The organism is Dyella sp. RRB7, assembly GCF_022761115.1.
Lineage (GTDB): Bacteria > Pseudomonadota > Gammaproteobacteria > Xanthomonadales > Rhodanobacteraceae > Dyella.
In genome coordinates this window covers 1,207,198-1,228,236 of sequence record NZ_JAKWJS010000001.1, presented here as the reverse complement: position 1 = coordinate 1,228,236, position 21,039 = coordinate 1,207,198, and the positions used below count along the sequence as shown (strand labels likewise).

General features: G+C 65.8%; 21 protein-coding genes. 14 read left to right on the top strand and 7 right to left on the bottom strand.

The window, feature by feature from the left end; genetic code table 11:
* Positions 1 to 76: 76 nt before the first annotated feature.
* From zwf to eda, 4 genes are all read left to right on the top strand, one after another.
* Positions 77 to 1,546: a glucose-6-phosphate dehydrogenase gene (gene zwf / locus MJ606_RS05555; RefSeq protein WP_243048392.1), complete on the top strand. Its 1,470-nt coding sequence runs from the start codon at positions 77 to 79 to the stop codon at positions 1,544 to 1,546.
* 135 nt (positions 1,547 to 1,681) lie between these two features.
* Positions 1,682 to 2,395, top strand: coding sequence for a 6-phosphogluconolactonase (gene pgl / locus MJ606_RS05550; RefSeq protein WP_243048391.1), 714 nt, complete (start codon positions 1,682 to 1,684; stop codon positions 2,393 to 2,395).
* 70 nt (positions 2,396 to 2,465) lie between these two features.
* Positions 2,466 to 4,283: a phosphogluconate dehydratase gene (gene edd, locus MJ606_RS05545; RefSeq protein WP_243048390.1), complete on the top strand. Its 1,818-nt coding sequence runs from the start codon at positions 2,466 to 2,468 to the stop codon at positions 4,281 to 4,283.
* Positions 4,284 to 4,321: 38 nt separating this feature from the next.
* Positions 4,322 to 4,972 (top strand): bifunctional 4-hydroxy-2-oxoglutarate aldolase/2-dehydro-3-deoxy-phosphogluconate aldolase, encoded by a 651-nt coding sequence (eda, locus tag MJ606_RS05540; protein WP_243048389.1) that lies wholly within the window; start codon positions 4,322 to 4,324, stop codon positions 4,970 to 4,972.
* Between the two features lie 44 nt (positions 4,973 to 5,016).
* Here the strand turns inward: eda and MJ606_RS05535 are convergent, their stop codons facing one another.
* On the bottom strand, positions 5,017 to 5,586 hold the full coding sequence (locus MJ606_RS05535) for a hypothetical protein (RefSeq protein ID WP_243048388.1): 570 nt from the start codon (positions 5,584 to 5,586) through the stop codon (positions 5,017 to 5,019).
* A gap of 192 nt (positions 5,587 to 5,778) precedes the next feature.
* Here MJ606_RS05535 and MJ606_RS05530 point away from each other — a divergent pair, with 192 nt between their 5' ends.
* The 8 genes from MJ606_RS05530 (at position 5,779) to pcp (ending at position 13,586) form a co-directional block, all read left to right on the top strand.
* Positions 5,779 to 5,916: a hypothetical protein gene (locus MJ606_RS05530; protein ID WP_243048387.1), complete on the top strand. Its 138-nt coding sequence runs from the start codon at positions 5,779 to 5,781 to the stop codon at positions 5,914 to 5,916.
* Between the two features lie 269 nt (positions 5,917 to 6,185).
* Positions 6,186 to 7,562 (top strand): outer membrane protein transport protein, encoded by a 1,377-nt coding sequence (locus tag MJ606_RS05525; RefSeq protein WP_243048386.1) that lies wholly within the window; start codon positions 6,186 to 6,188, stop codon positions 7,560 to 7,562.
* Between the two features lie 1,224 nt (positions 7,563 to 8,786).
* Positions 8,787 to 9,497 (top strand): 5-oxoprolinase subunit PxpB, encoded by a 711-nt coding sequence (pxpB, locus tag MJ606_RS05520; protein WP_243048385.1) that lies wholly within the window; start codon positions 8,787 to 8,789, stop codon positions 9,495 to 9,497.
* Positions 9,494 to 10,477 carry a biotin-dependent carboxyltransferase family protein gene (locus MJ606_RS05515; protein WP_243048384.1) on the top strand — a complete coding sequence of 328 codons (984 nt, stop codon included), beginning with the start codon at positions 9,494 to 9,496 and terminating at the stop codon, positions 10,475 to 10,477. The genes pxpB and MJ606_RS05515 overlap by 4 nt, the downstream gene beginning before the upstream one ends.
* Positions 10,474 to 11,265 carry a 5-oxoprolinase subunit PxpA gene (locus tag MJ606_RS05510; RefSeq protein ID WP_243048383.1) on the top strand — a complete coding sequence of 264 codons (792 nt, stop codon included), beginning with the start codon at positions 10,474 to 10,476 and terminating at the stop codon, positions 11,263 to 11,265. The genes MJ606_RS05515 and MJ606_RS05510 overlap by 4 nt, the downstream gene beginning before the upstream one ends.
* Complete coding sequence (locus MJ606_RS05505) at positions 11,262 to 11,948, top strand: DUF969 domain-containing protein (protein ID WP_243048382.1); 687 nt, start codon at positions 11,262 to 11,264, stop codon at positions 11,946 to 11,948. The genes MJ606_RS05510 and MJ606_RS05505 overlap by 4 nt, the downstream gene beginning before the upstream one ends.
* A 2-nt stretch (positions 11,949 to 11,950) precedes the next feature.
* Positions 11,951 to 12,919, top strand: a complete 969-nt coding sequence (locus MJ606_RS05500) for a DUF979 family protein (protein ID WP_243048381.1) — start codon at positions 11,951 to 11,953, stop codon at positions 12,917 to 12,919.
* Between the two features lie 13 nt (positions 12,920 to 12,932).
* Entirely contained in the window at positions 12,933 to 13,586 is a 654-nt protein-coding gene (pcp, locus tag MJ606_RS05495; protein ID WP_243048380.1) for a pyroglutamyl-peptidase I, read from the top strand.
* Between the two features lie 56 nt (positions 13,587 to 13,642).
* Here pcp and MJ606_RS05490 read toward each other — a convergent pair whose 3' ends face one another.
* Positions 13,643 to 14,002, bottom strand: a complete 360-nt coding sequence (locus MJ606_RS05490; RefSeq protein ID WP_243048379.1) for a hypothetical protein — start codon at positions 14,000 to 14,002, stop codon at positions 13,643 to 13,645.
* 155 nt (positions 14,003 to 14,157) lie between these two features.
* Between MJ606_RS05490 and MJ606_RS05485 the strand changes: the two genes are divergently transcribed.
* On the top strand, positions 14,158 to 14,667 hold the full coding sequence (locus tag MJ606_RS05485; RefSeq protein WP_243048378.1) for a DUF2501 domain-containing protein: 510 nt from the start codon (positions 14,158 to 14,160) through the stop codon (positions 14,665 to 14,667).
* A 26-nt stretch (positions 14,668 to 14,693) separates the two neighbouring features.
* On the opposite strand, the gene MJ606_RS05480 is transcribed toward MJ606_RS05485, so the two are convergent.
* The 5 genes from MJ606_RS05480 to cyoA are packed head-to-tail and all read right to left on the bottom strand — an operon-like array spanning position 14,694 to position 19,521.
* Positions 14,694 to 15,473, bottom strand: a complete 780-nt coding sequence (locus tag MJ606_RS05480) for an SURF1 family protein (RefSeq protein WP_243048377.1) — start codon at positions 15,471 to 15,473, stop codon at positions 14,694 to 14,696.
* Positions 15,474 to 15,501: 28 nt separating this feature from the next.
* On the bottom strand, positions 15,502 to 15,891 hold the full coding sequence (gene cyoD / locus MJ606_RS05475; RefSeq protein ID WP_279236624.1) for a cytochrome o ubiquinol oxidase subunit IV: 390 nt from the start codon (positions 15,889 to 15,891) through the stop codon (positions 15,502 to 15,504).
* Positions 15,888 to 16,526: a cytochrome o ubiquinol oxidase subunit III gene (gene cyoC / locus MJ606_RS05470; protein ID WP_243048376.1), complete on the bottom strand. Its 639-nt coding sequence runs from the start codon at positions 16,524 to 16,526 to the stop codon at positions 15,888 to 15,890. Before cyoC ends, cyoD begins: the two co-directional genes overlap by 4 nt.
* Positions 16,519 to 18,492: a cytochrome o ubiquinol oxidase subunit I gene (gene cyoB, locus MJ606_RS05465; protein WP_243048599.1), complete on the bottom strand. Its 1,974-nt coding sequence runs from the start codon at positions 18,490 to 18,492 to the stop codon at positions 16,519 to 16,521. The genes cyoC and cyoB overlap by 8 nt, the downstream gene beginning before the upstream one ends.
* 54 nt (positions 18,493 to 18,546) lie before the next feature.
* A complete protein-coding gene (cyoA, locus tag MJ606_RS05460; RefSeq protein ID WP_243048375.1) occupies positions 18,547 to 19,521 on the bottom strand; it encodes a ubiquinol oxidase subunit II in 975 nt (324 codons plus the stop codon).
* Positions 19,522 to 19,674: 153 nt separating this feature from the next.
* Here cyoA and MJ606_RS05455 point away from each other — a divergent pair, with 153 nt between their 5' ends.
* Positions 19,675 to 21,006, top strand: coding sequence for an MFS transporter (locus MJ606_RS05455; protein ID WP_243048374.1), 1,332 nt, complete (start codon positions 19,675 to 19,677; stop codon positions 21,004 to 21,006).
* Positions 21,007 to 21,039: the final 33 nt, after the last annotated feature.

Genomic DNA, 21,039 nt, shown 5'->3' with positions numbered 1-21,039 from the left:
ACTGGTACGATCAACAGGCATTGCACGTGGTATGCATGCCACGTGTCACTCCCCGCATCGCCTTGAGGTGACTGAAGTGATTGCTTCTCCCCAGCCGGTCGAGCCCTTCGACCTGGTGATCTTCGGCGGAACCGGCGACCTCGCCGTACGCAAGCTGCTGCCCGCCCTGTACCACCGCTTCATCGACGGACAGATTCCCGAGGCCAGCCGCATCATCGGCATCGCCCGCGAAGGGCTGGATGACGACGGCTACCGCGCCATGTTGCGCAAGGCGTTGCTGGAAGGCGGCGGCGATGCGGCCAGGATCGATGCCTTCCTGCGCCAGGTGGCCTATCGCTCGCTCGACGCGCGCAAGGACGAAGGCTGGGACGAATTCGCCAAGCTGATCGGCGAGCAGCCCGACCACGTCCGCGTGTTCTATCTCTCCACCTCGCCCGAATTGTTCGTCGACATCTGCGATCGCCTCGGCGGGCACGGGCTCAACCAGGGCAAGGCGCGGGTGGTGCTGGAGAAGCCGATCGGCCGCGACCTGGCCAGCGCCAACCGGATCAACGATGCGGTGGGTCGCGTCTTCGACGAATCGCAGACCTTCCGCATCGACCATTACCTCGGCAAGGAAACGGTGCAGAACCTGCTGGCATTGCGCTTCGGCAATGCGCTGTTCGAGCCGCTGTGGAATGCCGAGCATATCGACCACGTGCAGATCACCGTGGCCGAAACGCTGGGCGTGGGCCAGCGCGCGGGCTATTACGACCACGCCGGCGCCCTGCGCGACATGGTGCAGAACCATATCCTGCAGCTGCTGTGCATGGTGGCGATGGAGCCGCCCTCCTCGCTGCAGCCCGATGCGGTGCGCGACGAGAAGCTCAAGGTGCTGCGTTCGCTCAAGCCCATCGACGAAAGCAATGCCGCGCAGATGACCGTGCGCGGCCAGTACCGCGCCGGCGCTGCCGAAGGCCAGAGCGTGCCGGGTTATCTGGAAGAACTCGCCGGCGGCAAGTCCAATACCGAGACCTTCGTGGCCTTGAAGGCCGAGATCGCCAACTGGCGCTGGGCCGGCGTGCCGTTCTACCTGCGCACGGGCAAGCGCCTGCCGGAGCGCGTGTCCGAGATCGCGGTGGTGTTCAAGGCCGTGCCGCATTCCATCTTCGACGCCTCGGCGGGCGTGCTGGCGCAGAACCGCCTGGTGCTGCGCCTGCAGCCGGACGAGGACATCAAGCTGTGGCTCACCATCAAGCACCCGGGCCCTGGCGGCCTGCGCCTGCGCCACGTGCCGCTGGACATGAGTTTCGCCGAAGCGTTCGGCGTGCAGCAGCCCGATGCCTACGAGCGCCTGTTGCTCGACGTGGTGCGCGGCAATCCCACGCTGTTCATGCGCCGCGACGAAGTGGAGGCGGCATGGCGCTGGGCTGATCCCATTCTTGACGCCTGGGCCGCCAGCGGCGAACAGCCGCGTCCCTACACGGCCGGTACCTGGGGTCCGAGTGCGGCGGTGGCGCTGATCGAGCGCGACGGCCGCACCTGGAACGAGGAAAGTGGTGATTAAGCCACGCTGGCAAGCCTTCCACGGCGATGCACGGACGCTTCACCCGTGCATCGCGATGCCTCGCCTACACTGCGCCCTGTCCCCGTCTCCCTTGCCGCGCGTGTGTCCGCCGTGCCGCCTTGTTCCACTCTCATCATGTCGCCCATCTTGAACGTCACGACCCATAGCTTTACCGACTGCCAGGCACTGGCCGTGGCCCTGGCCGAGCGCGTGGCCGAGCGCCTGCGCGAAGGCATCGCCGAACGTGGCGCTGCCCTGCTGGCGGTTTCCGGCGGCAGCACGCCGCGTCATTTCTTCGAACGCCTGTCGCGCGAAGTGCTGGACTGGTCGAAGGTGCAGGTCACCCTGGTCGATGAGCGCTGGGTGCCTGAAACCAACGAACGCTCCAACGCCGGCATGGTGAAGGCGCTGCTGCTGCAGCACGCCGCCTCCGCCGCGCAGTTCGTTCCGCTGTACGCCGATGCGCCCACGCCCGAGGCCGGGCTGGCCGTGGTGCGCGCGCGCATGGCGGCACTGCCGTTGCCGTTCGATGCCGTGGTGCTCGGCATGGGCAACGACGGCCACACCGCTTCGTTCTTCCCCGGGGGCGATCGCCTGTCCGAGGCGCTGGACATCAACGGCACGGTACGCGTGCTGCCCATGCGCGCCGCGGGTGCGGGCGAGCCGCGCATCACCTTCACGCTGTCCGCCCTGCTCGATACGCGGGCGCTGTACCTGCATATCGAGGGCGAGGCCAAGCGCCAGTTGCTGGCCGACGCCCGGCTGGGCCTGGGCGAGGCCGCCAATTTCCCTGTGCGCGCCGTGCTTACCCAGCCGCGCGTGCCGGTGGCCGTGTACTGGTGCCCGTAAGGCATCGGCGCCGCCCCCGTATGGATGGCGCGCCATGTCGCGCGCCGCATGACTTTTCCGGAGTTCGATCATGAGTGTGCTTCACCCCGTTATCGTCGAGGTCACCGAGCGCCTGCGCGAGCGCAGCCGCGATTCGCGCGAGGCCTATCTGCGCCGCATCGACGCCGCGCGTGGCAACGGCGTGCATCGCGAGCGGCTTTCCTGCGGCAACCTCGCCCATGGCTTCGCCGCCTGCGGCCCGCAGGACAAGGAGCGCCTGCGCGAAGGTCATACGCCCAACCTCGGCATCATCAATGCGTATAACGACATGCTCTCGGCGCACCAGCCATACGAGCGGTATCCCGAGCTGATCCGCAATGTGGCGCGCGAGGCCGGCATCACCGCGCAGATGGCCGGTGGCGTGCCGGCGATGTGCGATGGCATCACCCAGGGCCGTGCCGGCATGGAGCTGTCGCTGTTCTCGCGCGACCTCATCGCCATGGCCACCGCCGTGTCGTTGTCGCATGACATGTTCGATGCCGCGCTGTACCTGGGCATCTGCGACAAGATCGTGCCCGGCCTGTTGATCGGCGCGCTGAGCTTTGGCCATCTGCCGGGCGTGTTCGTGCCCAGCGGCCCGATGCCCAGCGGCATCAGCAACGAGCAGAAGTCGAAAGTTCGCCAGGCCTATGCCGAGGGCAAGGCGACCAAGGCCGAGCTGCTGGAAGCCGAGGCGGCGTCCTATCACGCGGCCGGTACCTGCACGTTCTACGGCACCGCCAATTCCAACCAGATGCTGATGGAGATCATGGGCCTGCACCTGCCGGGCGCCAGCTTCGTCGCGCCGGATACGCCGCTGCGCGATGCCCTCACTCGCGAGGCCGTGTTGCGCGTGGCCGAGCTGAGCGCGCCGGGCAGCTCGCACCTGCCGCTGGGCCACATCGTCGACGAGCGCGCCATCGTCAACGGCGTGATCGGCCTGCATGCCACGGGCGGCTCCACCAATCATCTGCTGCATCTGGTCGCCATCGCGCGCGCCGCCGGCATCGAACTGCGCTGGGATGATTTCGATGCGCTGTCGTCGGTGGTTCCGCTGCTGGCGCGCGTGTATCCGAACGGCTACGCCGACGTGAATCAGTTCCACGAAGCCGGCGGCATGGGTTTCCTGATCGACCAGCTGCTCGGCCACGGCTTGCTGCACGGCGACGTGCGCACCGTGTTCGGTACCGGTATGGACGGCTATACGCAGGTGCCGCAGCTGGACGCCGATGGCCGGCTGGTGTGGAAGCCGGTGTCCAAGGAAAGCGGCAATCGCGGCGTGTTGCGTGGGGTGGCCGAGCCGTTCCGCGCCGACGGCGGCCTGCGCATGCTGAGCGGCAACCTGGGCCGCGCGGTGATCAAGGTGTCCTCGGTGCCGGAAGACCGCCTGGTGATCGAAGCGCCCGCCATCGTGTTCCACGACCAGGACGAGGTGCGCAAGGCGTTCGAGCGCGGCGACCTCAACCGCGACTTTGTCGCGGTGGTGCGCTTCCAGGGGCCGCAGGCCATCGGCATGCCGGAACTGCACAAGCTCACGCCCACCCTGGCCGTGTTGCAGGATCGCGGCCATCGCATCGCGCTGCTTACCGATGGGCGCATGTCCGGTGCCTCCGGACGCGTGCCGGCCGCCATCCACGTCACGCCGGAAGCCCAGGCGAACGGCGCCATCACGCGCATCCGCGACGGCGACATGGTGCGCCTCGACGCCGTGCACGGACGCCTGGATGTGCTGGTCGAGCCCGACGAATTTGCCGCGCGCGTGCCGGCCTCCGCGGACCTTTCCGCCCATCAGTTCGGCATGGGCCGCGAACTGTTCGGCTTGTTCCGGCAGAACGCCACCACCGCCGACCTCGGCGCTGGCGTGTTCTGAAACGCCCTACCTCACTGCCATCGAATCCACGGAACGCCATGAGCATCGAACAAAAACAGAAGCTGATCGAATCCACCCTGCGCCTGGCGCCGGTGGTGCCGGTGGTCATCATCGAAGACGCGCGCGCCGCCGTGCCGATGGCGCGCGCGCTGGTGGCCGGCGGCATTCCCGCCATCGAAGTCACCCTGCGTACGCCTGCCGCGCTGGACGCGATTCGCGCCATCGCCGAGGAAGTCGAAGGCGCGGTCGTGGGCGTGGGCACGGTGCTCAGCGCCAAGGACCTGCGCGCCGCGCACAAGGCCGGTGCGCGTTTCGCCGTGTCGCCCGGCGTGTCGCCGGGCCTGCTTGATGCCGCCGACGACAGCGAGCTGCCGCTGCTGCCGGGTGTGGCCACCGCTGGCGAGGCGATGACCCTGCTGGAGCGCGGCTATCACCATTTGAAGTTCTTCCCGGCCGTGCCTGCCGGTGGCCACAAGCTGCTCGGCGCCTGGGCCAGCCCGCTGCCGCAGATCCGCTTCTGCCCCACCGGCGGCATCAGCCTGGCCAGCGCGCCGGATTTCCTCTCGCTGCCCAACGTGGTGTGCGTGGGCGGTTCGTGGCTTACCCCTGCCGACAAGCTGCATGGCGGCGACTGGGCCGGCATCGAGCTGCTGGCACGCGAGGCCGCGGCGTTGCGCGCGGGCGCCTGATGTCCGTGTGAGAGCCCTGCGCCGGGTGGCGCAGGGCCGGTGTGTCAGCCGCCGCCCATGGTGGACTGCGTATCGCCCTTGACGCCCAGCGTGCGCACCTGGATCTGCTTCTGATCCGGCGAGGCTTCGAGCACCTGCAGCGTGCCGCCCACATCGGACGACTTCACCAGCACGGCGGGCGTGCCCTGGTTGTCAGCCACGGCGAACAGCACGTGGCCCTTGGCATCGACCATCATGCCGACACGGTCGGATGCCTGACCCGCAGCGATGTTCGGCGCATCCAGGCCGAACGCAACCCGGCCGTTAGCCATGGTCGCCATGCCGCCGCGCTCATGGCCGGTCGTGTCGTACAAGACCACGCCAGCCGCGCGACTGGCGCGCTGGGTATCCTTCTGGTCTTCTCCGATACGGATGCGGATGGCGCCGGTGTCGTCCACCACGGCGATACGTTTCGTCACGATCTCCCGTTGCGCCACGCCGCCGATGCCATACCAGGCGAGCGCCAGCGCCACCACCAGGATCAACAAGCCAAGTACGCTCCACTGCGTGCGTCGCAGTGAACGTTCAAGCCGGGCGATACGATCTTCATGGACTGCCGGGGACGACGCGTTCATTCGGACTCCTGCCTGGGGGTGGGTGGTCGCAACCTATCAGGGCATGGCGTTGGCAAGCAATGAGCGGTTGCGGAGGGCGTCCAGCCTTCCGTAGCAGTCAGGCTCGACCATGCCGCTCAGGTACGTGCAGCATGCAGAATCACGCGAACGGATCGGGAATGCCGTTGGCAGTTGGGGCTTTGGAGTGTCGCCATGAACCGAACCTTGTTTGTGACCAAAGGCATTCTGCGCCTGGTGATCACGGTGCTTGCCTGCGTGCTGCTGGCAGCGCTTGGCTATGGCGTCATCATCGCGTGGATCGTGCACTTTCCTCCGGGTGCCTTGCGCTGAGCGAGCGTGGAGGATGGCGGACGCACGCGCAGGCATGGCGGCGGGCTTGGTCCTTGTCCCTCCAGCGAATCGGCGCCGCCATCCATGCGGCACTGCAGCAGGTAGTCGCGTCCGCTTGGGGTTACTCTCAGTCAACATACTCATCCGTATCCACGGGAGTCGACCGGTGTTGGGTGAGATGTGCGCGCGATAGCGTGAGTCCGGTAAAGCATCTTGAAGTACCTTGCATCACCGTTGTTTTCCGTCGTCAGAATGGAGAGAAAGCGAACATGAAGCACGACTACAAGCCCCGCATGTCCCGTCATGGCGTCCGCACTGCCATCGCACTGGCCGTGGTATCCGCGTTGACGCTGCCCACGGCCGTTTTCGCGGGATCCTTCCAGTTGCCCACCGACAACGCCGCCGGCTGGGCCCGCGCGAACGCGGGTGGTTCCCTGTTCCCGAACGATCCCACGGCGGCATTCAACAACCCGGCGGCGATGGCGTTCATTGATGGCCCGATGCTGCAGGCCACCGGCACCATGATCCGCCCCCAGGCGCAATTCAGCGGGCAGACCCTGGATGTGGATGGCAATCCGACCAGCGGCAGCAACCCCAATGGCTTTGGCAAGTTCGTGCCGTTTCCCAACCTCGCCTGGGTGGCGCCGGTCAGCAGCCGCTTTGTCCTGGGCGGCAGCCTGGCTGTGCCCTATGGCCTGACAAGCAAGTACAACAATTCGTGGCAGGGCCGCTATTTCGGTACCGAGACCAAGCTGCAAGCGGTGGCGGCGAGTCTGTCGGCGTCGTTCAAGGTCAACGACGAGTTCTCGGTGGGCCTGGGTGTGATGGGCCAGCGCACCAATGCGCAGCTCAATACCGTGCTTGACCCCAATGGTGCCGCCAAGGCGCTGTTTGGCCTGCCGCTGCCGCCGCAGCAGAACGATGTGCGGCTCAACGTCAACGTGAAGAAGAAGTTCGCCTTCGGCTATTTCGGCGGCTTCGTGTTCAAGCCGACCCAGCAGGACACGCTTGGCCTCAGCTACCACTCACGCGTGCAGCAGAACCTGAGCGGTGTCTACGACCTCTACGGCAGCGCGGCCGGCAAATCCCTGCTGGCGCTGGCGCCGGTGCTCGACCCCAGCCTGCCGAGCATCAATCCCGCTGGCGGCGATGCCACCGCCGCGCTCAACACGCCGGCCTATGCCAGCGTGGACTGGCTGCATGTGTTCTCCGATCGCCTTTCGATCGCGGCCTCCGCCAAATGGACCAACTGGTCCAGCTTCAAGAACCTGATCCTGGTCTCCAATGGTCAGCAGCTGGTGGCGTTGCCGGAGGACTATAAGGACAGCTTTCTGTACGCCATCGGCGGCGACTACAAGTTGACCGATCGATGGACGCTGCACGGCGGCATCGGTTATGACGAGACGCCCTCCAACATCATCAGCCGCGATCCGCGAGTGCCCGACGGCGCCCGCAAATTGCTGGGCGTCGGCTTTGGCTACAAGGCCTCCGACCATCTCAGTTTCGACCTGGGCTACCAGCACCAGTTCGTCGGCCATACGTCGATCAATCTGACCAACTCGCCGATCCTTGGCGCGGGCACGATGAACGGCTACTTCGACGATTCGGGCGATGTGGTCAGCGTCACCGGCACCTATCACTTCTGATCGCGGCCGAACCGGAAGGACCGCAGCATCCGCTATCCCACCGATAGCGGATGCTGTTTCAGCGATGGAGGTCCGGAAGGTTTGCAGCCGGAGCCGCAAGCTCAGGTTGCTGCCCGCACACCCGGCTTGCGGCCCCCAGCTGCAAGCCTTCCGAACCTCCTTGGGGTTTCATCGAGCCGCGCTGCGCGGACGCGGTCGTCCGGAATGGTCAGTCGATAAGTTGGCGATGCCGTAGCGATCTGACGGCCCGTCGCGATGCCGGCGTGAATAGCCGTCGCTGGGTAAGGCAGAAACCGGCGTATATCGAGCTCAGTGCCAGGCCGCGCCAGACGCTCACATGATCGTTGCCGCCAACGACAAGCTCCGATACCGAGACCAGGAAGAGCAAAGCCATTGCAATCAGCCAGATGTTCCGCACGCGCTACTCCCAAGACAGGCGTCTGGTAAACGTCCTCACCGGGTCATTGTGCGGTGCCGTTCCATAAAGAAGCGATATGGCGGGAGCGGCCGGCCATATAGAACGCGTAAAGAATCCACGGCAAGGATGTCCGCCAAATGATGCAGGCACTCGCCCGCTCAACGGATTGGGATTCAAAGTTCGATGCGGTGGCCGTGGCCATAACCGCGGCGCGTTCCCGCGCTGCGCCGAATCATCGGCTACCCGTCTTCGATACCGGGCCGGTTTCCCAAGCGGCGCCGTGTCAAACGACGTAACCTGGTGCGGCTTCCGGAGTAAAAGGGAGCTGACTTTAACCATCATGAGGGAAGCGACATGAGCAAGGGTATGGATTCAAAGAAAAGCGAAAAGAAAAAGCCGGCCAAAACCATGAAAGAAAAAAAGGCCGCGAAGCAGGAAAAGAAGAACGCGAAGTAGTCGAGCGACCCTGGCGTTGCTCGCCTTGCTCCACCATGGCATCCGCGGCCAATGCCGGCATGGCGCTGGGCGAGCCGGAAGCCGGTTTGCCAAGCGTTTTCAAGGAGAGCGTCGCCGCCATGGCGCGATAGTAGTTTCGATAATGCCTAGCCCGTGCTGGTGGGCCAGAATGACATTGCGGTCCCGATGACGCACGCCCTCGAAGCCTCGCTCAGGCATCCCCATACCGTCGGCGACGATTGACCTTCATGAGGCGGAAGGGATGCCGCATCCCTGCTTCCAGCGTCGTCGCTGTAGAGTTCCCTGGTAGATGGATGTGGCGTTGAGGATGGTGGGGTAGCGTGATCCCGATGTGGCCAGCTTTGCAGATGGAGCCCCTGGCGGAGGATGCCTTGCTGCTGCGGTTCGGCGAGGCGATGGAGCTGTCGATCAATGCGCGGGTACATGCCGCGGCAGCGCGCCTGCAGGAGCGGCTGGCAGGCATCGAGTGTGTGCCGGCCTATGCCAGTTTGCTGCTGCGCTTCGATCTGGCGCAGTGGAGCGATGGCGACCCGCTGTCGTCCCATCGGCGTCTGCACGAGGCGGTACTGGCAGCCTTGCAGGATGGGCCGGAGACGGTGCACGGCACGCGCGAGGTGGATATCCCGGTGCTATATGGCGGCGTCGCGGGGCCCGATCTCGATGACGTCGCCGCGCATACGGGGTTGTCCGTGGCGCAAGTGATAGCTCGCCACAGCGCCGCGCGCTATCGCGTGGCGATGCTGGGCTTTGCGCCGGGCTTCCCCTATCTGCTGGGCCTCGATCCGGCGCTGGCGGTGCCGCGCAGGGGCGATCCGCGCCTCAGCGTGCCGGCAGGCAGCGTGGCGATCGGTGGCATCCAGACGGGCATCTATCCGCAGGCGCTGCCCGGCGGCTGGCAGTTGATCGGTCGCACGCCACGGGTGTTGTTCGATCTCGCTGCGGCGTCGCCGTCGTTGCTGCGGCCGGGCGATGGCGTGCGATTCCGCGCGATCGACCCGGACGAATACCAGCGGCTGGCAGCGGCGGAGTCACGCCGATGAGCCTCACGGTGTTGAAGCCCGGCCTGCTGACCACGTTGCAGGATGGTGGCCGCCCCGGTCACGCGGCGTTGGGCGTGGGGCGCGCGGGGGTGATGGACTGGCCCGCGTGGCGACTGGCCAATGCCCTGGTGGGCAATGGGCCGGATGAAGCGGCGCTGGAGTTCACGCTGGTCGGACCGACGCTGCGCTTCGAGCGGACCACGATGATCGCGCTGACGGGTGCAATCACCGACGCGCGCGTCGGCCAGCAAGCCCTGCCCGGCTGGACCGGTTGCATCGTGCCCGCCGGCAGCGTGCTGCAACTGGGCGGCATGCGTGACGGTTGCCGGGGATATCTCGCCGTGCGGGGCGGGTTTGCCTTGGCGCCCGTGCTCGGCAGCCGCAGCACCGACCTGCACGCGCGCATGGGCCCCTTCGGTGGCCGGGCCTTGCAGGCGGGCGACCGTCTTGCGATCGGCGATGGCGCACCCTTGCCGGGCTTGGCGACCATCGAGGTGCCGCAACTGCTGCGCTGGGGGCTCGATCCGCAACCCTGGTTCGACTACGGGCGCGCGCCGCTGGCGTTGCTGCGCGGCCACCATTTCCATCAGCTGGATGATGCATCGCAACGCGCCTTGTTCGAAAACACTTTCGCCATCAGCAAGGACAGCAATCGCACCGCCAGCCGGCTGGATGGCCATCGCTTGAACTTGCGCCGGCCGCTTGAACTGGTTTCCGAAGCGACCGTGCCGGGAACCTTGCAGCTGCCGCCCGCGGGCCAGCCGATCCTGCTGCAGGCGGAGGCGCCGGTGACCGGTGGCTATCCCCGCATCGGCCAGCTTGCCGCGGTGGATCTGGCGCGACTGGCGCAGCGACGGCCCGGCGATACCATAAGCTTCCGCGAAACCACGCTGGCGGAGGCGACGCAACGGCTGGCGCGTCGTCGCCTGCGCCTGCAGCGACTGCTGGACCGCATTGAACGACGACTGGAATCCGCATGACGTCCGACGTTTCCAAGACCATCGATCTCAACAGCGACCTGGGCGAGTCCTTTGGCGCGTGGCGCATGGGCGACGATGCCGCGCTGCTCGCCGTGGTCAGTTCGGCCAATATCGCCTGCGGCTTCCATGCCGGCGATCCGGACATCATGCGTCGCACGGTGGCCCTGGCGGTGGCGCATGGGGTGGCCATCGGCGCCCATGTATCGCTGCCCGACCTGCAGGGGTTCGGTCGTCGCGAGATGGCGGTGACGCCCAACGAAGCCTACGCGATGACGCTGTACCAGATCGGTGCGCTGCACGCTTTCGCCCACGCAGCGGGGTCGCGCGTGCGGCACGTGAAGCCGCACGGCGCGCTGTACAACATGGCGGCGCGTGATGGCCGGCTTGCCGAGGCGATTGCCAGCGCCGTCCGCGATTTCGATCCGCTCCTGCGCCTGGTGGGGCTGGCCGGTTCCGCACTGGTGGATGCGGGTCGCGCTGCCGGTCTGCCCGTGGCAGCCGAGGCGTTTGCGGATCGGCGCTATCGCAGTGACGGCTCGCTGCAGCCGCGTCGCGAACCAGACGCGGTGATTACCGAGAACGATGAGGCCATTGCGCAGGCGATGGCGATGGTGCGTGAGGGCCGGGTGCGCGCGGTGGATGGCGATATCGTGGAACTTCAGGCCGATACCTTGTGCGTGCATGGCGATGGCGCCCACGCGGTGGCCTTCGCGCGTAATCTGCGCGCCGCACTCAACGCTGCCGGCATTGTCGTCGCCGCCTCGCCTACTACCGGTGTCAGCGCATGAACTATTGGCCCTTGCTCGGCGTCGCGGTGATCGTGGTGGGCTTTGCCTTGCGTTTCAATCCGGTGCCGGTGGTGGTGTGTGCCGCCCTGGTCAGTGGGTTGCTGGCGGGGCTGCCCGTACCAGCCTTGCTTGCACTGTTGGGCAAGAGTTTCGTCTCCAGCCGCATGCTGCTGATGTTCGTGCTTACCTTGCCCGCCATTGGTCTGCTCGAACATGCGGGGTTGCGAGAACACGCGCAGCGCTGGATGACTCAATTGCACGGCATGACGCTGGCCCGCCTGCTGGTGGGCTATCTGCTGGTGCGTCAGGTGCTGGCGATGTTCGGCCTCACCGGCGTCGCCGGTGCGCCGCAGACGGTGCGCCCGTTGCTGGCGCCGATGGGCGAAGCTGCGGTGGAGCGAATTCTGCCGACGATGGATGACGCTGATCGCGATGAACTGCGCGCCGTGGCGGCCGCCACCGATAACGTGGGGCGTTTCTTCGGTGAAGACGTGTTTATCGCGCTGGGTGCGGTGCTGCTGATCCAGAGCTTCTATGCGCAGCACGGCATCGATCTCACGCCGTTGTCGATTGCACTGTGGGCGCTGCCGACCGCGATTGCCGCTTTCGTGATCCAGTCGCTGCGTATCTGGCTTTATCAGCGGCGGCTTCAGCGGCGCGCCGCGCGCTTGCGGGTGGGCTGAGCATGTTGCGCATCCAGTACGGCTATTGGCTGATCGCCGCATTTCTGGTGTACACCGGCGGGCGCAATCTGCGCGAAGGCCAGGTTTGGCGGGGAGCGTTCTGGCTGTTGCTCGGCGCCTTGTTCGGTGGTGGCGATTACGTGCTGGCGCAACAGGCGGCGGGTAACGTGCTGCCGGCGCAGGTGGCCGGAGGCGCGGTGATCGCGCTGGCCCTGCTCGCGCCTCGCCTGCACCGTCACCCGCAGGCCGAAACCGGCGATACCGAGCGGCGCCTGCAATCGGCGACACGGCTGGGCCACAAATTGTTCGTGCCGGCATTGATGATTCCCTTGGTCACCTTGCTGGTGGCTTTGTTTGGCGCGCACTTGTCCATTGCGGGTCATGCCGTATTTGCCACGCCACAGATGACCTTGACCGGGCTGGTGGTGGCTTGCGTCGTCGCGCTGTTTGCCGCCTCGCGCGTCGCCCGCGTGCCCGTGCATCAGGGCCTGGGCGAGGGGCGGCGCCTGCTCGATGCCATCGGCTGGGCGGCTTTGCTGCCCCTGCTGCTCGCGGCGCTGGGCGAGGTGTTTACGCAAAGTGGCGTGGGCGCGGCCATTGCGGCCCTGGCCAATGCCATCCTGCCCAGCGGCAGCGCCCTCGCCTGCCTGCTGGTGTTCGCGTTGGGCATGGTGTTGTTCACCGTGATCATGGGCAACGCGTTCGCGGCGTTCCCGGTGATGATGGCCGGCATCGGCCTGCCGCTGCTGGTCAAGCAGTACGGTGCCAACCCGGCGATTCTCGGCTCCATGGGCATGTTGTGCGGCTATTGCGGCACCCTGGTGACGCCGATGGCCGCCGACTACAACCTGGTGCCCGCTGCCCTGCTGGAGCTGCGCAATCCCTATGGGGTGATCCGCGCGCAGTGGTGGAGCGCGGTGGGTATTTTCAGCGTGACCGTAGTGATGATGTGGTTGCTGGTATTTCGTTGAACAAGGCATGGTCATGAGCAAGACGCCGCGCATCCTGTTGACGGGCTTCACCCCGTTCGGCAATGAAGACATCAACCCCTCATGGGAAGCCGTGCACGAGTTGCATGGCAGGAGCATCGCCGGGCATCAGGTCGTTGCGCATCTGTTGCCCACGGCGTTCGACGATTCACGCCGCGCGCTGGAGCAAGCGGTGCGTGAGGTCGAGCCGACGATCATGCTCGGCGTGGGCCAGGCCGGTGGCCGTAGCCGGCTATCGATCGAGCGGGTGGCGATCAATGTGCAGGACGCGCGCATTCCCGATAACGCCGGTGCGCAGCCCATCGATGAGGCGGTGATCGCCGGTGGTCCGGCCGCGTACTTCAGCACCTTGCCGATCAAGGCCATGTTCTCCGCGCTGCAGGCCGATGGGTTGCCGGTGGAAGTGTCCAACACCGCCGGCACCTTTGTATGCAATCACATCGCCTACCTGATGCTGCACCTGGCGGTGCAGCGCCAAGGCGTGCGCGCCGGCTTTATCCATATCCCCTATTTGCCGGTTCAGGCCGTGCGCTTCGCGCAGGCGCCGAGCATGGCGCAGGGCGATGTGGTGCGTGGGTTGGCGCTGGCCATGCAGGCGGCAGCAAGCCATCTGGTGGATGACAAACTGGGCGCTGGCACGCTGGACTGAAGGGCGGCCGCGATGCGGCCACCCTCCGTTGAAACGGTTTGGCGTCGGCGGCGGGATCAACCCGCCGGCGTGGCATCCATGCAGCTCTCGACATGGTCGAAGTACCAGGTGTCGTCCGTGCTGAACTGCGAGTAATAGGTGGCCACGGTCTTGGCGCCCACGGGCTTGATATCGACCAGGGCGACGACGGGGCCGCCCTCGGTTTCGCGCAGTTCGATGGTGGTGCCGGAGTAGAGCACGATCGTCGAAAGGTGCACGGGCTTGCTCGACCAGGCGGCATTGACGCAGGTGGCGACATCCTCGGCCGTGCCCCCGCCTTCGTAGACGGCAGTCGGCTTGGAGTCGCGCAGGGTCTGCGTGCTGGTGCAACCGGCCAGGAGGGCCGTGAGGGCCGCAAAGGCCACATATCGCTTCATCGCATTGCTTCCGTGGGTTCAAGGTGCCGGGTTGGCGCGTGACGCCGATTGTAGGCGCGCCGGGCCAATACGAGGGAACGCGCAGGCTCCGGCCGCGCTGACGCAGCCGTGACGAAGCTGGGTGTTGAATGCGCGGACCTGACGGAGGGAAGCACATGAACAAGCGCATCAGTGGTACCACCATTGCCTGTCTGGCCGCGGTTCTTGGCCTCGCCTGTGGCACGGCGGGCGCGCAGGACCTGGGCAAGCTCGGCGGTATGATCCCCGGCGGCGGCTCCATGTCGTCCGGCAGTATGGGCAATGTGGCCGGGCTGCTGGACTATTGCGTAAAGAACAACTACCTCGGCGGCGACTCGGGTGCTTCAGGCATCAAGGATCAGTTGCTGGGCAAGATGGGCAGCTCGTCCACCAGCAGCGCCGACCATGGCTCGGGCGGCAGCGACATGCTGGGTGAGCTGACCGGCAAGAAGAAGTCCGGCGGCGGCGGTGATCCCACCAGCGATTCGGGCTACCTCAGTGGCGCGAAGGGCATCCTGCAGGGCAGCGACGGCAAGAGCATGGATCTGTCCAGCGTCGGTGGCGGTTCCAGCGACATGAAATCGCAGATCACCACCAAGGTCTGCGGCACGGTGCTGAAGCAGGGCAAGTCGTTCCTGTCCAGGTAGCGGCCAGCCCCCAACCCCATGCGCTCCTACCGACGCCTTCGGGCCTGTTGGCGCAACCGGTACTCGTCACGCCCCACGTAGACCGCCGCTGCCAGCACCATCAACGCCAACAGATACCAGGTGATCAGGTAGCTGAGGTGATTGTTGGGGAAGGCGATCACGGTCAGCCCACCCTGCGGCCAGGCGGGGTGGGCGGCATCCGGCGTGCCGGGGGCGGCGTCCTCGTCGACGAAGTAGGGAGCGACATCGCGCAGTCCCCGCGCACTGGCGATGGCCGGCACATCGCGCGTGTACCAGCTGTTGCGTGCGGGATCGTTGCGACGGAAAACGCCGGCCGGCTCGCTGATGCGCAGCAGGCCCGTCACCGTGACCTCGCCGTCCGGGCCCGCCGCGCACTGGCCCTTCAGGCCGCACCAGTCGGTGGGCGCGAAGCCGCGATTGACCAGCACGATGGAGCCGTCCGCCTGCCGCAGCGGGGTCAGCACCCAGTAGCCGCTGCCGAAATCCGTGGCCGCCCACACCGGGGTCTGGCGGTCGTACAGAAAGTGTCCCTGCAAGCGTACATGCCGATACTCGGACGATGCAGCCGTCACGCTGGCCCACGCCGCCGGCCCGGGCGCGGCGACCGGCGCGGCATGCACGCGCTGGTCCACGCGTGCGATCAGCTCGCGCTTCCACGCCAGGCGATACACCTGCCAGGTACCCAGCGCGATGAAGCCGGAAAACAGCACCAGACCCAGCAGGGCGAACAGGGCCAGTGCCACGGGGCCGCGCGGCGGGCGGCCCGGTTCTTCGATAAAACTCATGGATGACTCGCGTCGATGGAAGTACGCGTCAAGGCAGGTTCGCCGGATCCATCATCGACGGCATCATGTTGCTGTTGAGGTGATACATGATCCAGATCGATCCGCTGAGCGTGATGACAACCAGCACGATGGTAAACACCAGCGCCAGCATGTTCCAGCCGCCTTCGGATTTCGCGTTCATGTGCAGGAAGTAGATCATGTGCACCACGATCTGCACCGCGGCAAGCGCCAGGATCACCACCGCCGCCGTGCTGGACTTGGCAATCACGTGCCCCATCACCAGCCAGAACGGGATCACCGTCAGCACCACCGCCAGCACGAAGCCGGTCATGTAGCCACCGAAGGTGGCATGGATGCCCAGGTCGTCGTGACCGTGGCCATCGTCGTGGGCGTGCTGCAGTTCGTCGTGCGCGCTCATGGCAGCACTCCCATCAGATAGACAAAGCTGAAGACACCCACCCACACCACGTCCAGGAAGTGCCAGAACATCGACAGGCACATCAGCCGGCGCTTGTTGGCGGGAATCAGGCCCTTCTTCGCCACCTGCGTCATCAGCACGATCAGCCAGATGATGCCGCAGGTCACGTGCAGGCCGTGCGTGCCCACCAGGGTGAAGAACGAGGACAGGAAGGCGCTGCGCTGCGGCCCGGCGCCGATCGAGATCAGGTGGGCGAACTCGCGCAGTTCCAGCGTGATGAAGCCCGCGCCCAGCAAACCGGTGATGGTGAGCCACAGCATCATCGGGCGCTGGCGGTCGCGCTGCATCTCCAGCACGGCGAAGCCGTAGGTGATGGAGGAAAGCAGCAGCAGCGAGGTGTTCACCGCCACCGCGGGCAGCTCCAGCACCTGCGCACCGGTGGGGCCGCCGGCATACTCGCGCCCCAGCACGCCGTACACCGCGAACAGGCACGCGAAGATGAGGCAGTCGCTCATCAGGTACACCCAGAAGCCCAGCAGGGTGCCGTTGGGCGGGTGGCTCTCCGCGGTGTCGTAGAAGGTCAGCGGCGGCGCGGAGGCGTTGCCCGGGAGGACGGTGGAGGATAAGTCAGACATGGCTCGCCAGCAGCTCCGTACGGGATGCCTCGACACGGCGCACTTCGTCCGCCGACAGGTAGTAATCGCGGTGATAGTTGAAGGTGTGCGCTATCGCCACCACCAGGATGCCGGCGAAGGACACGATGGCCAGCGGCCACATGTACCAGATCATGGCGAAGCCGAACACGAAACTCAGGCCCGCCAGGATGATGCCCGCGCCGGTATTCATCGGCATGTGGATGGGCACGAAGCCGTCCAGCGGACGCCGGTAGTGGTACTTCTTCATCATCCACCACGCGTCATGGTCGTGCACCAGCGGGGTGAAGGCGAAGTTGTACTTCGGCGGCGGCGACGAGGTGGACCATTCCAGCGTGCGCCCGTTCCATGGGTCGCCGGTGACATCGCGCAGCGCCTCGCGGCGGCGGATGCTCACCGCGAACTGGATGATCATGCAGGCGATGCCCAGCAGGATCAGCAGCGCGCCGAACGCGGCCAGCTGGAACCAGATCTGCAGCGCCGGGTCGGTGAAATGGCTCAGGCGTCGCGTCACCCCCATCAGGCCCAGCAGGTACAGCGGCATGAAGGCGAAATAGAAACCCACCACCCAGAACCAGAACGCGCACTTGCCCCAGAACGGATCGAGCTTGAAGCCGAACGCCTTGGGGAACCAGTAGGTGATGCCGGCGAACAGGCCAAACAGCACGCCGCCGATGATCACGTTGTGGAAGTGCGCAATCAGGAACAGGCTGTTGTGCAGCGAGAAGTCCGCCGGCGGCACCGCCAGCAGCACGCCGGTCATGCCGCCGATCACGAAGGTGACCATGAAGGCCACCGTCCACATCATCGGCACCTCGAACTCCACCCGGCCGCGATACATGGTGAACAGCCAGTTGAAGATCTTCGCGCCGGTGGGGATCGAGATGATCATGGTGGTGATGCCGAAGAACGAATTGACGCTGGCGCCCGAGCCCATGGTGAAGAAGTGGTGCAGCCACACCAGGTACGACAGCACGGTGATCACCACCGTGGCGTACACCATCGAGGTATAGCCGAACAGCGGCTTGCGGCTGAAGGTGGCGGTGACCTCGGAGAAGATGCCGAATACCGGCAGCACCAGGATGTACACCTCCGGGTGGCCCCAGATCCAGATCAGGTTCACGTACATCATGGCGTTGCCGCCAAGCTCGGTGGTGAAGAAGTTGGTGCCCGCGTAGCGGTCCAGCGCCAGCAGGGCCAGCACCGCGGTCAGCACCGGGAAGGCCGCCACGATCAGCACATTGGTGCACAGCGCCGTCCAGGTGAACACCGGCATCTTCATCAGCGTCATGCCGGGCGCGCGCATCTTCACGATGGTGACCAGCAGGTTGATACCCGACAGGAGCGTCCCCACGCCCGCTATCTGCAGCGCCCAGATGTAGTAGTCCACGCCCGCGTCGGGGCTGGAGGCGATATCGGACAACGGCGGATAGGCCAGCCAGCCGGTGCGCGCGAACTCGCCGATGAACAGCGAGGCCATCACCAGCATGGCGCCGGCCACGGTCATCCAGAAACTGAAGTTGTTGAGGAACGGAAACGCCACGTCGCGCGCGCCGATCTGCAGCGGCATCACGAAGTTCATCATGCCCGTCACCATCGGCATGGCGACGAAGAAAATCATGATCACGCCGTGCGCGGTGAAAATCTGGTCATAGTGCTCGGGCGGCAGGTAGCCCGCGTTGTCGCCGAAGGAGATGGCCTGCTGGGCGCGCATCATGATGGCGTCGGCGAAGCCGCGCAGCAGCATCACGAAGCCCAGGATCATGTACATGATGCCGATCTTCTTGTGGTCGATGCTGGTGAACCACTCGCGCCACAGATAGCCCCACAGCTTGAAGTAGGTAATGGCGCCCAGCAGCACTAGGCCGCCGAGGGCCACCACGGCGAAGGTGCCCAGCACGATGGGCACGTGCAAGGGCAGCGCGTCCAGGGTGAGGCGGCCGAAGATCAGCTTGGTAAGGTCGGGATGGGCAAGCATCGTGGACACCGGGGCGCAAGGGGATCAATCGGACGAGGGGCGGGCCGCACGCATGTCGGCCATGCCCGCGGCAGCGTTACCGGAATGCATGGCGCCAGCGTTGTCATCGCCTGGCGCCTTCATCTGGGTCATGCATGAAGGACTGTCCGGTTGCACGCAATGGGTGAGGATGGCCTGGTAAAGGCCCGGCTCCACCGTGGCGTAGTAGCGCACCGGATCGTTCTCGCTGGGCAGCGCCAGCTTCACATAGGCCTCACGGCTGAGGTCGCCGCCGCTGGCCTTGGCCTGCGCCACCCATTGCTTGAACGCATCCTCGTGCATGCCGTGGAACACGAAGTGCATGCCCGAGAAACCCTGGCCGCTGTAGTTGGCCGAGAAGCCCTGGAAGTCGCCCGGCTGGTTGATCACCGCCTGCAGCGTGGTCTGCATGCCGGGCATGGCGTAGATCTGGCCGGCCAGCGCGGGGATGAAGAACGAGTTCATCACCGAGGTGGCCGTAATCTGGAAGCGGATCGGCCGGTCGACCGGCGCGGCCAGCTCGTTCACGGTGGCAATGCCTTGCTCGGGGTATATGAACAGCCACTTCCAGTCGAGCGCGACCACGTTGACGGTCAGCGGCTTGGCATCGGCAGGCACCGGATGGCCCGCCGAGAGGCGATCGAGTGGACGGTAGGGGTCGAGCTTGTGCGTGCTGACCCAGGTGACCGCGCCGAGTGCGATGATGATCAGCAGCGGCGCCGACCAGATCAGCAGCTCCAGCACGGTGGAGTGGTCCCACTCGGGATCGTAGGCGGCTTTCTTGTTCGAAGCGCGAAAATGCCAGGCAAACACTAGCGTCAGCACGATCACCGGTACGATGATGAGCAGCATGAGCAGCGTTGAGGTGATGATCAAATTGCGCTGCTGCAGCGCCAGGTCGCCCGATGGCGACATGAGCACGGTCTGGCAACCCGAGAGCAGGGTGGCGGCAGCTAACAGCAGTCCACGGAAAGCCTTCATAGACATGTCCGACGACGCAACCCACAAGCGGGATGGTGAAAACGGTACGCCAAACGGCGCTCCACAGGAACAGGTAAATTTTTCCCATGACGCGAGAGGCGTGGCGGTGCCAGACTGCGGCCGCGCCATCCTCCCTCTTTCCGAGTAACGACTATGTCAAGCACGTACCAGGAACACGGCAGGCCGGACGGCACCACGGTAGAGGACATCGGGCGGTTGCAGAGCCATGCGAAGGTGGCGCCCGGCGAGATCGCCATCGGCGTCATCATCGGCCGCACCTCCGAACACTTCGACTTCTTCGTGTTCGGTATTTCCTGCGTGCTGGTGTTTCCCGCCGTGCTGTTTCCGTTCGCCAGCCAGCTCGATGGGATGCTGCTGGCTTTCACGATCTTTTCACTGGCCTTCATCGCGCGCCCGTTGGGCACCGCGTTGTTCGTGGGTTTCCAGCGACGCTGGAGCCGCGGCACCAAGCTCACCATCGCGCTGTTCCTGCTGGGCAGCGCCACTGCCGGCATGGCCTTCCTGCCGAGCTACAAGGTCATCGGTGCCTGGTCGATCGCGTTGCTGATCCTGTTCCGAATACTGCAGGGCCTTGCGCTTGGCGGTTCCTGGGATGGCCTGCCCTCGTTGCTGGCGCTCAACACGCCGCCGGCGAAACGCGGCTGGTATGCCATGCTGGGCCAGCTCAGCGCGCCGATCGGCTTCATGGTGGCCGGCGCCCTGTTCCTGTTCCTGCACGCCAGCCTCAGCCAGGAGGACTTCATCGACTGGGGCTGGCGCTATCCGTTCTTCGTCGCCTTTGCCATCAACGTGGTGGCGCTGTTCGCGCGCCTGCGCCTGGTGGTGACCGAGGAATACACCGTGGCCATGGAAGAGCGCGAGCTGGAACCCATCGGCATCGTCGAGCTGCTGCGCACGCAGGGCTACAACATCTTCATCGGTGCTTTCGCGGCACTGGCCAGCTATGCGCTGTTCCACCTGGTAACCATCTTCCCGCTGTCGTGGATCGTGCTGGGCTCCACCCAATCGGTGAATGCGGTGCTGGTGGCTGAAATCATCGGCGCGTTCGCCTGCATCCTGGGCATGATCGTGTCGGGCCTGCTGGCGGACCGCATCGGCCGGCGCACCACGCTGGGCACCATGGCCGCGCTGATCGCCATTTTCGCGTTGATCACGCCGTGGCTGCTGGGCGGCGGAACGCTGGGGCAGGACGCCTTCATCATCCTGGGCTTCGGCGGTCTGGGCCTGTCCTACGGCCAGGCCGCGGGCAGCGTCACCTCCAATTTCGAAAGCCGCTTTCGCTACGCGGGCGCCGCACTCACCACCGACTTCGCGTGGCTGATCGGCGCTGCCTTCGCCCCGCTGGTGGCGCTGGGCCTGTCCGCGCGCTTCGGGCTGGTGGCGGTCAGCGTCTACCTGCTCTCGGGCGTGGCGTGCACGCTGCTGGCGTTGCGGGTGAACCAGACGCTGGCGGCGAGGGAGTGAGCCGGCGGTTTAACCCCATGAGGGGAAATCCGG

Bases quoted from the DNA above. Each gene is read 5' to 3' on its own strand.
- MJ606_RS05490 (WP_243048379.1), bottom strand. From the start codon at position 14,002: ATGAAGCGATATGTGGCCTTTGCGGCCCTCACGGCCCTCCTGGCCGGT.
- pxpB (WP_243048385.1), top strand. From the start codon at position 8,787: ATGTGGCCAGCTTTGCAGATGGAGCCCCTGGCGGAGGATGCCTTGCTG.
- edd (WP_243048390.1), top strand. From the start codon at position 2,466: ATGAGTGTGCTTCACCCCGTTATCGTCGAGGTCACCGAGCGCCTGCGC.
- MJ606_RS05530 (WP_243048387.1), top strand. From the start codon at position 5,779: ATGAACCGAACCTTGTTTGTGACCAAAGGCATTCTGCGCCTGGTGATC.
- eda (WP_243048389.1), top strand. From the start codon at position 4,322: ATGAGCATCGAACAAAAACAGAAGCTGATCGAATCCACCCTGCGCCTG.
- pgl (WP_243048391.1), top strand. From the start codon at position 1,682: ATGTCGCCCATCTTGAACGTCACGACCCATAGCTTTACCGACTGCCAG.
- MJ606_RS05455 (WP_243048374.1), top strand. From the start codon at position 19,675: ATGTCAAGCACGTACCAGGAACACGGCAGGCCGGACGGCACCACGGTA.
- MJ606_RS05510 (WP_243048383.1), top strand. From the start codon at position 10,474: ATGACGTCCGACGTTTCCAAGACCATCGATCTCAACAGCGACCTGGGC.
- MJ606_RS05525 (WP_243048386.1), top strand. From the start codon at position 6,186: ATGAAGCACGACTACAAGCCCCGCATGTCCCGTCATGGCGTCCGCACT.
- cyoD (WP_279236624.1), bottom strand. From the start codon at position 15,891: ATGAGCGCGCACGACGAACTGCAGCACGCCCACGACGATGGCCACGGT.
- MJ606_RS05480 (WP_243048377.1), bottom strand. From the start codon at position 15,473: ATGAGTTTTATCGAAGAACCGGGCCGCCCGCCGCGCGGCCCCGTGGCA.
- pcp (WP_243048380.1), top strand. From the start codon at position 12,933: ATGAGCAAGACGCCGCGCATCCTGTTGACGGGCTTCACCCCGTTCGGC.
- cyoA (WP_243048375.1), bottom strand. From the start codon at position 19,521: ATGAAGGCTTTCCGTGGACTGCTGTTAGCTGCCGCCACCCTGCTCTCG.
- MJ606_RS05485 (WP_243048378.1), top strand. From the start codon at position 14,158: ATGAACAAGCGCATCAGTGGTACCACCATTGCCTGTCTGGCCGCGGTT.
- MJ606_RS05535 (WP_243048388.1), bottom strand. From the start codon at position 5,586: ATGAACGCGTCGTCCCCGGCAGTCCATGAAGATCGTATCGCCCGGCTT.
- MJ606_RS05500 (WP_243048381.1), top strand. From the start codon at position 11,951: ATGTTGCGCATCCAGTACGGCTATTGGCTGATCGCCGCATTTCTGGTG.
- cyoC (WP_243048376.1), bottom strand. From the start codon at position 16,526: ATGTCTGACTTATCCTCCACCGTCCTCCCGGGCAACGCCTCCGCGCCG.
- MJ606_RS05515 (WP_243048384.1), top strand. From the start codon at position 9,494: ATGAGCCTCACGGTGTTGAAGCCCGGCCTGCTGACCACGTTGCAGGAT.
- MJ606_RS05505 (WP_243048382.1), top strand. From the start codon at position 11,262: ATGAACTATTGGCCCTTGCTCGGCGTCGCGGTGATCGTGGTGGGCTTT.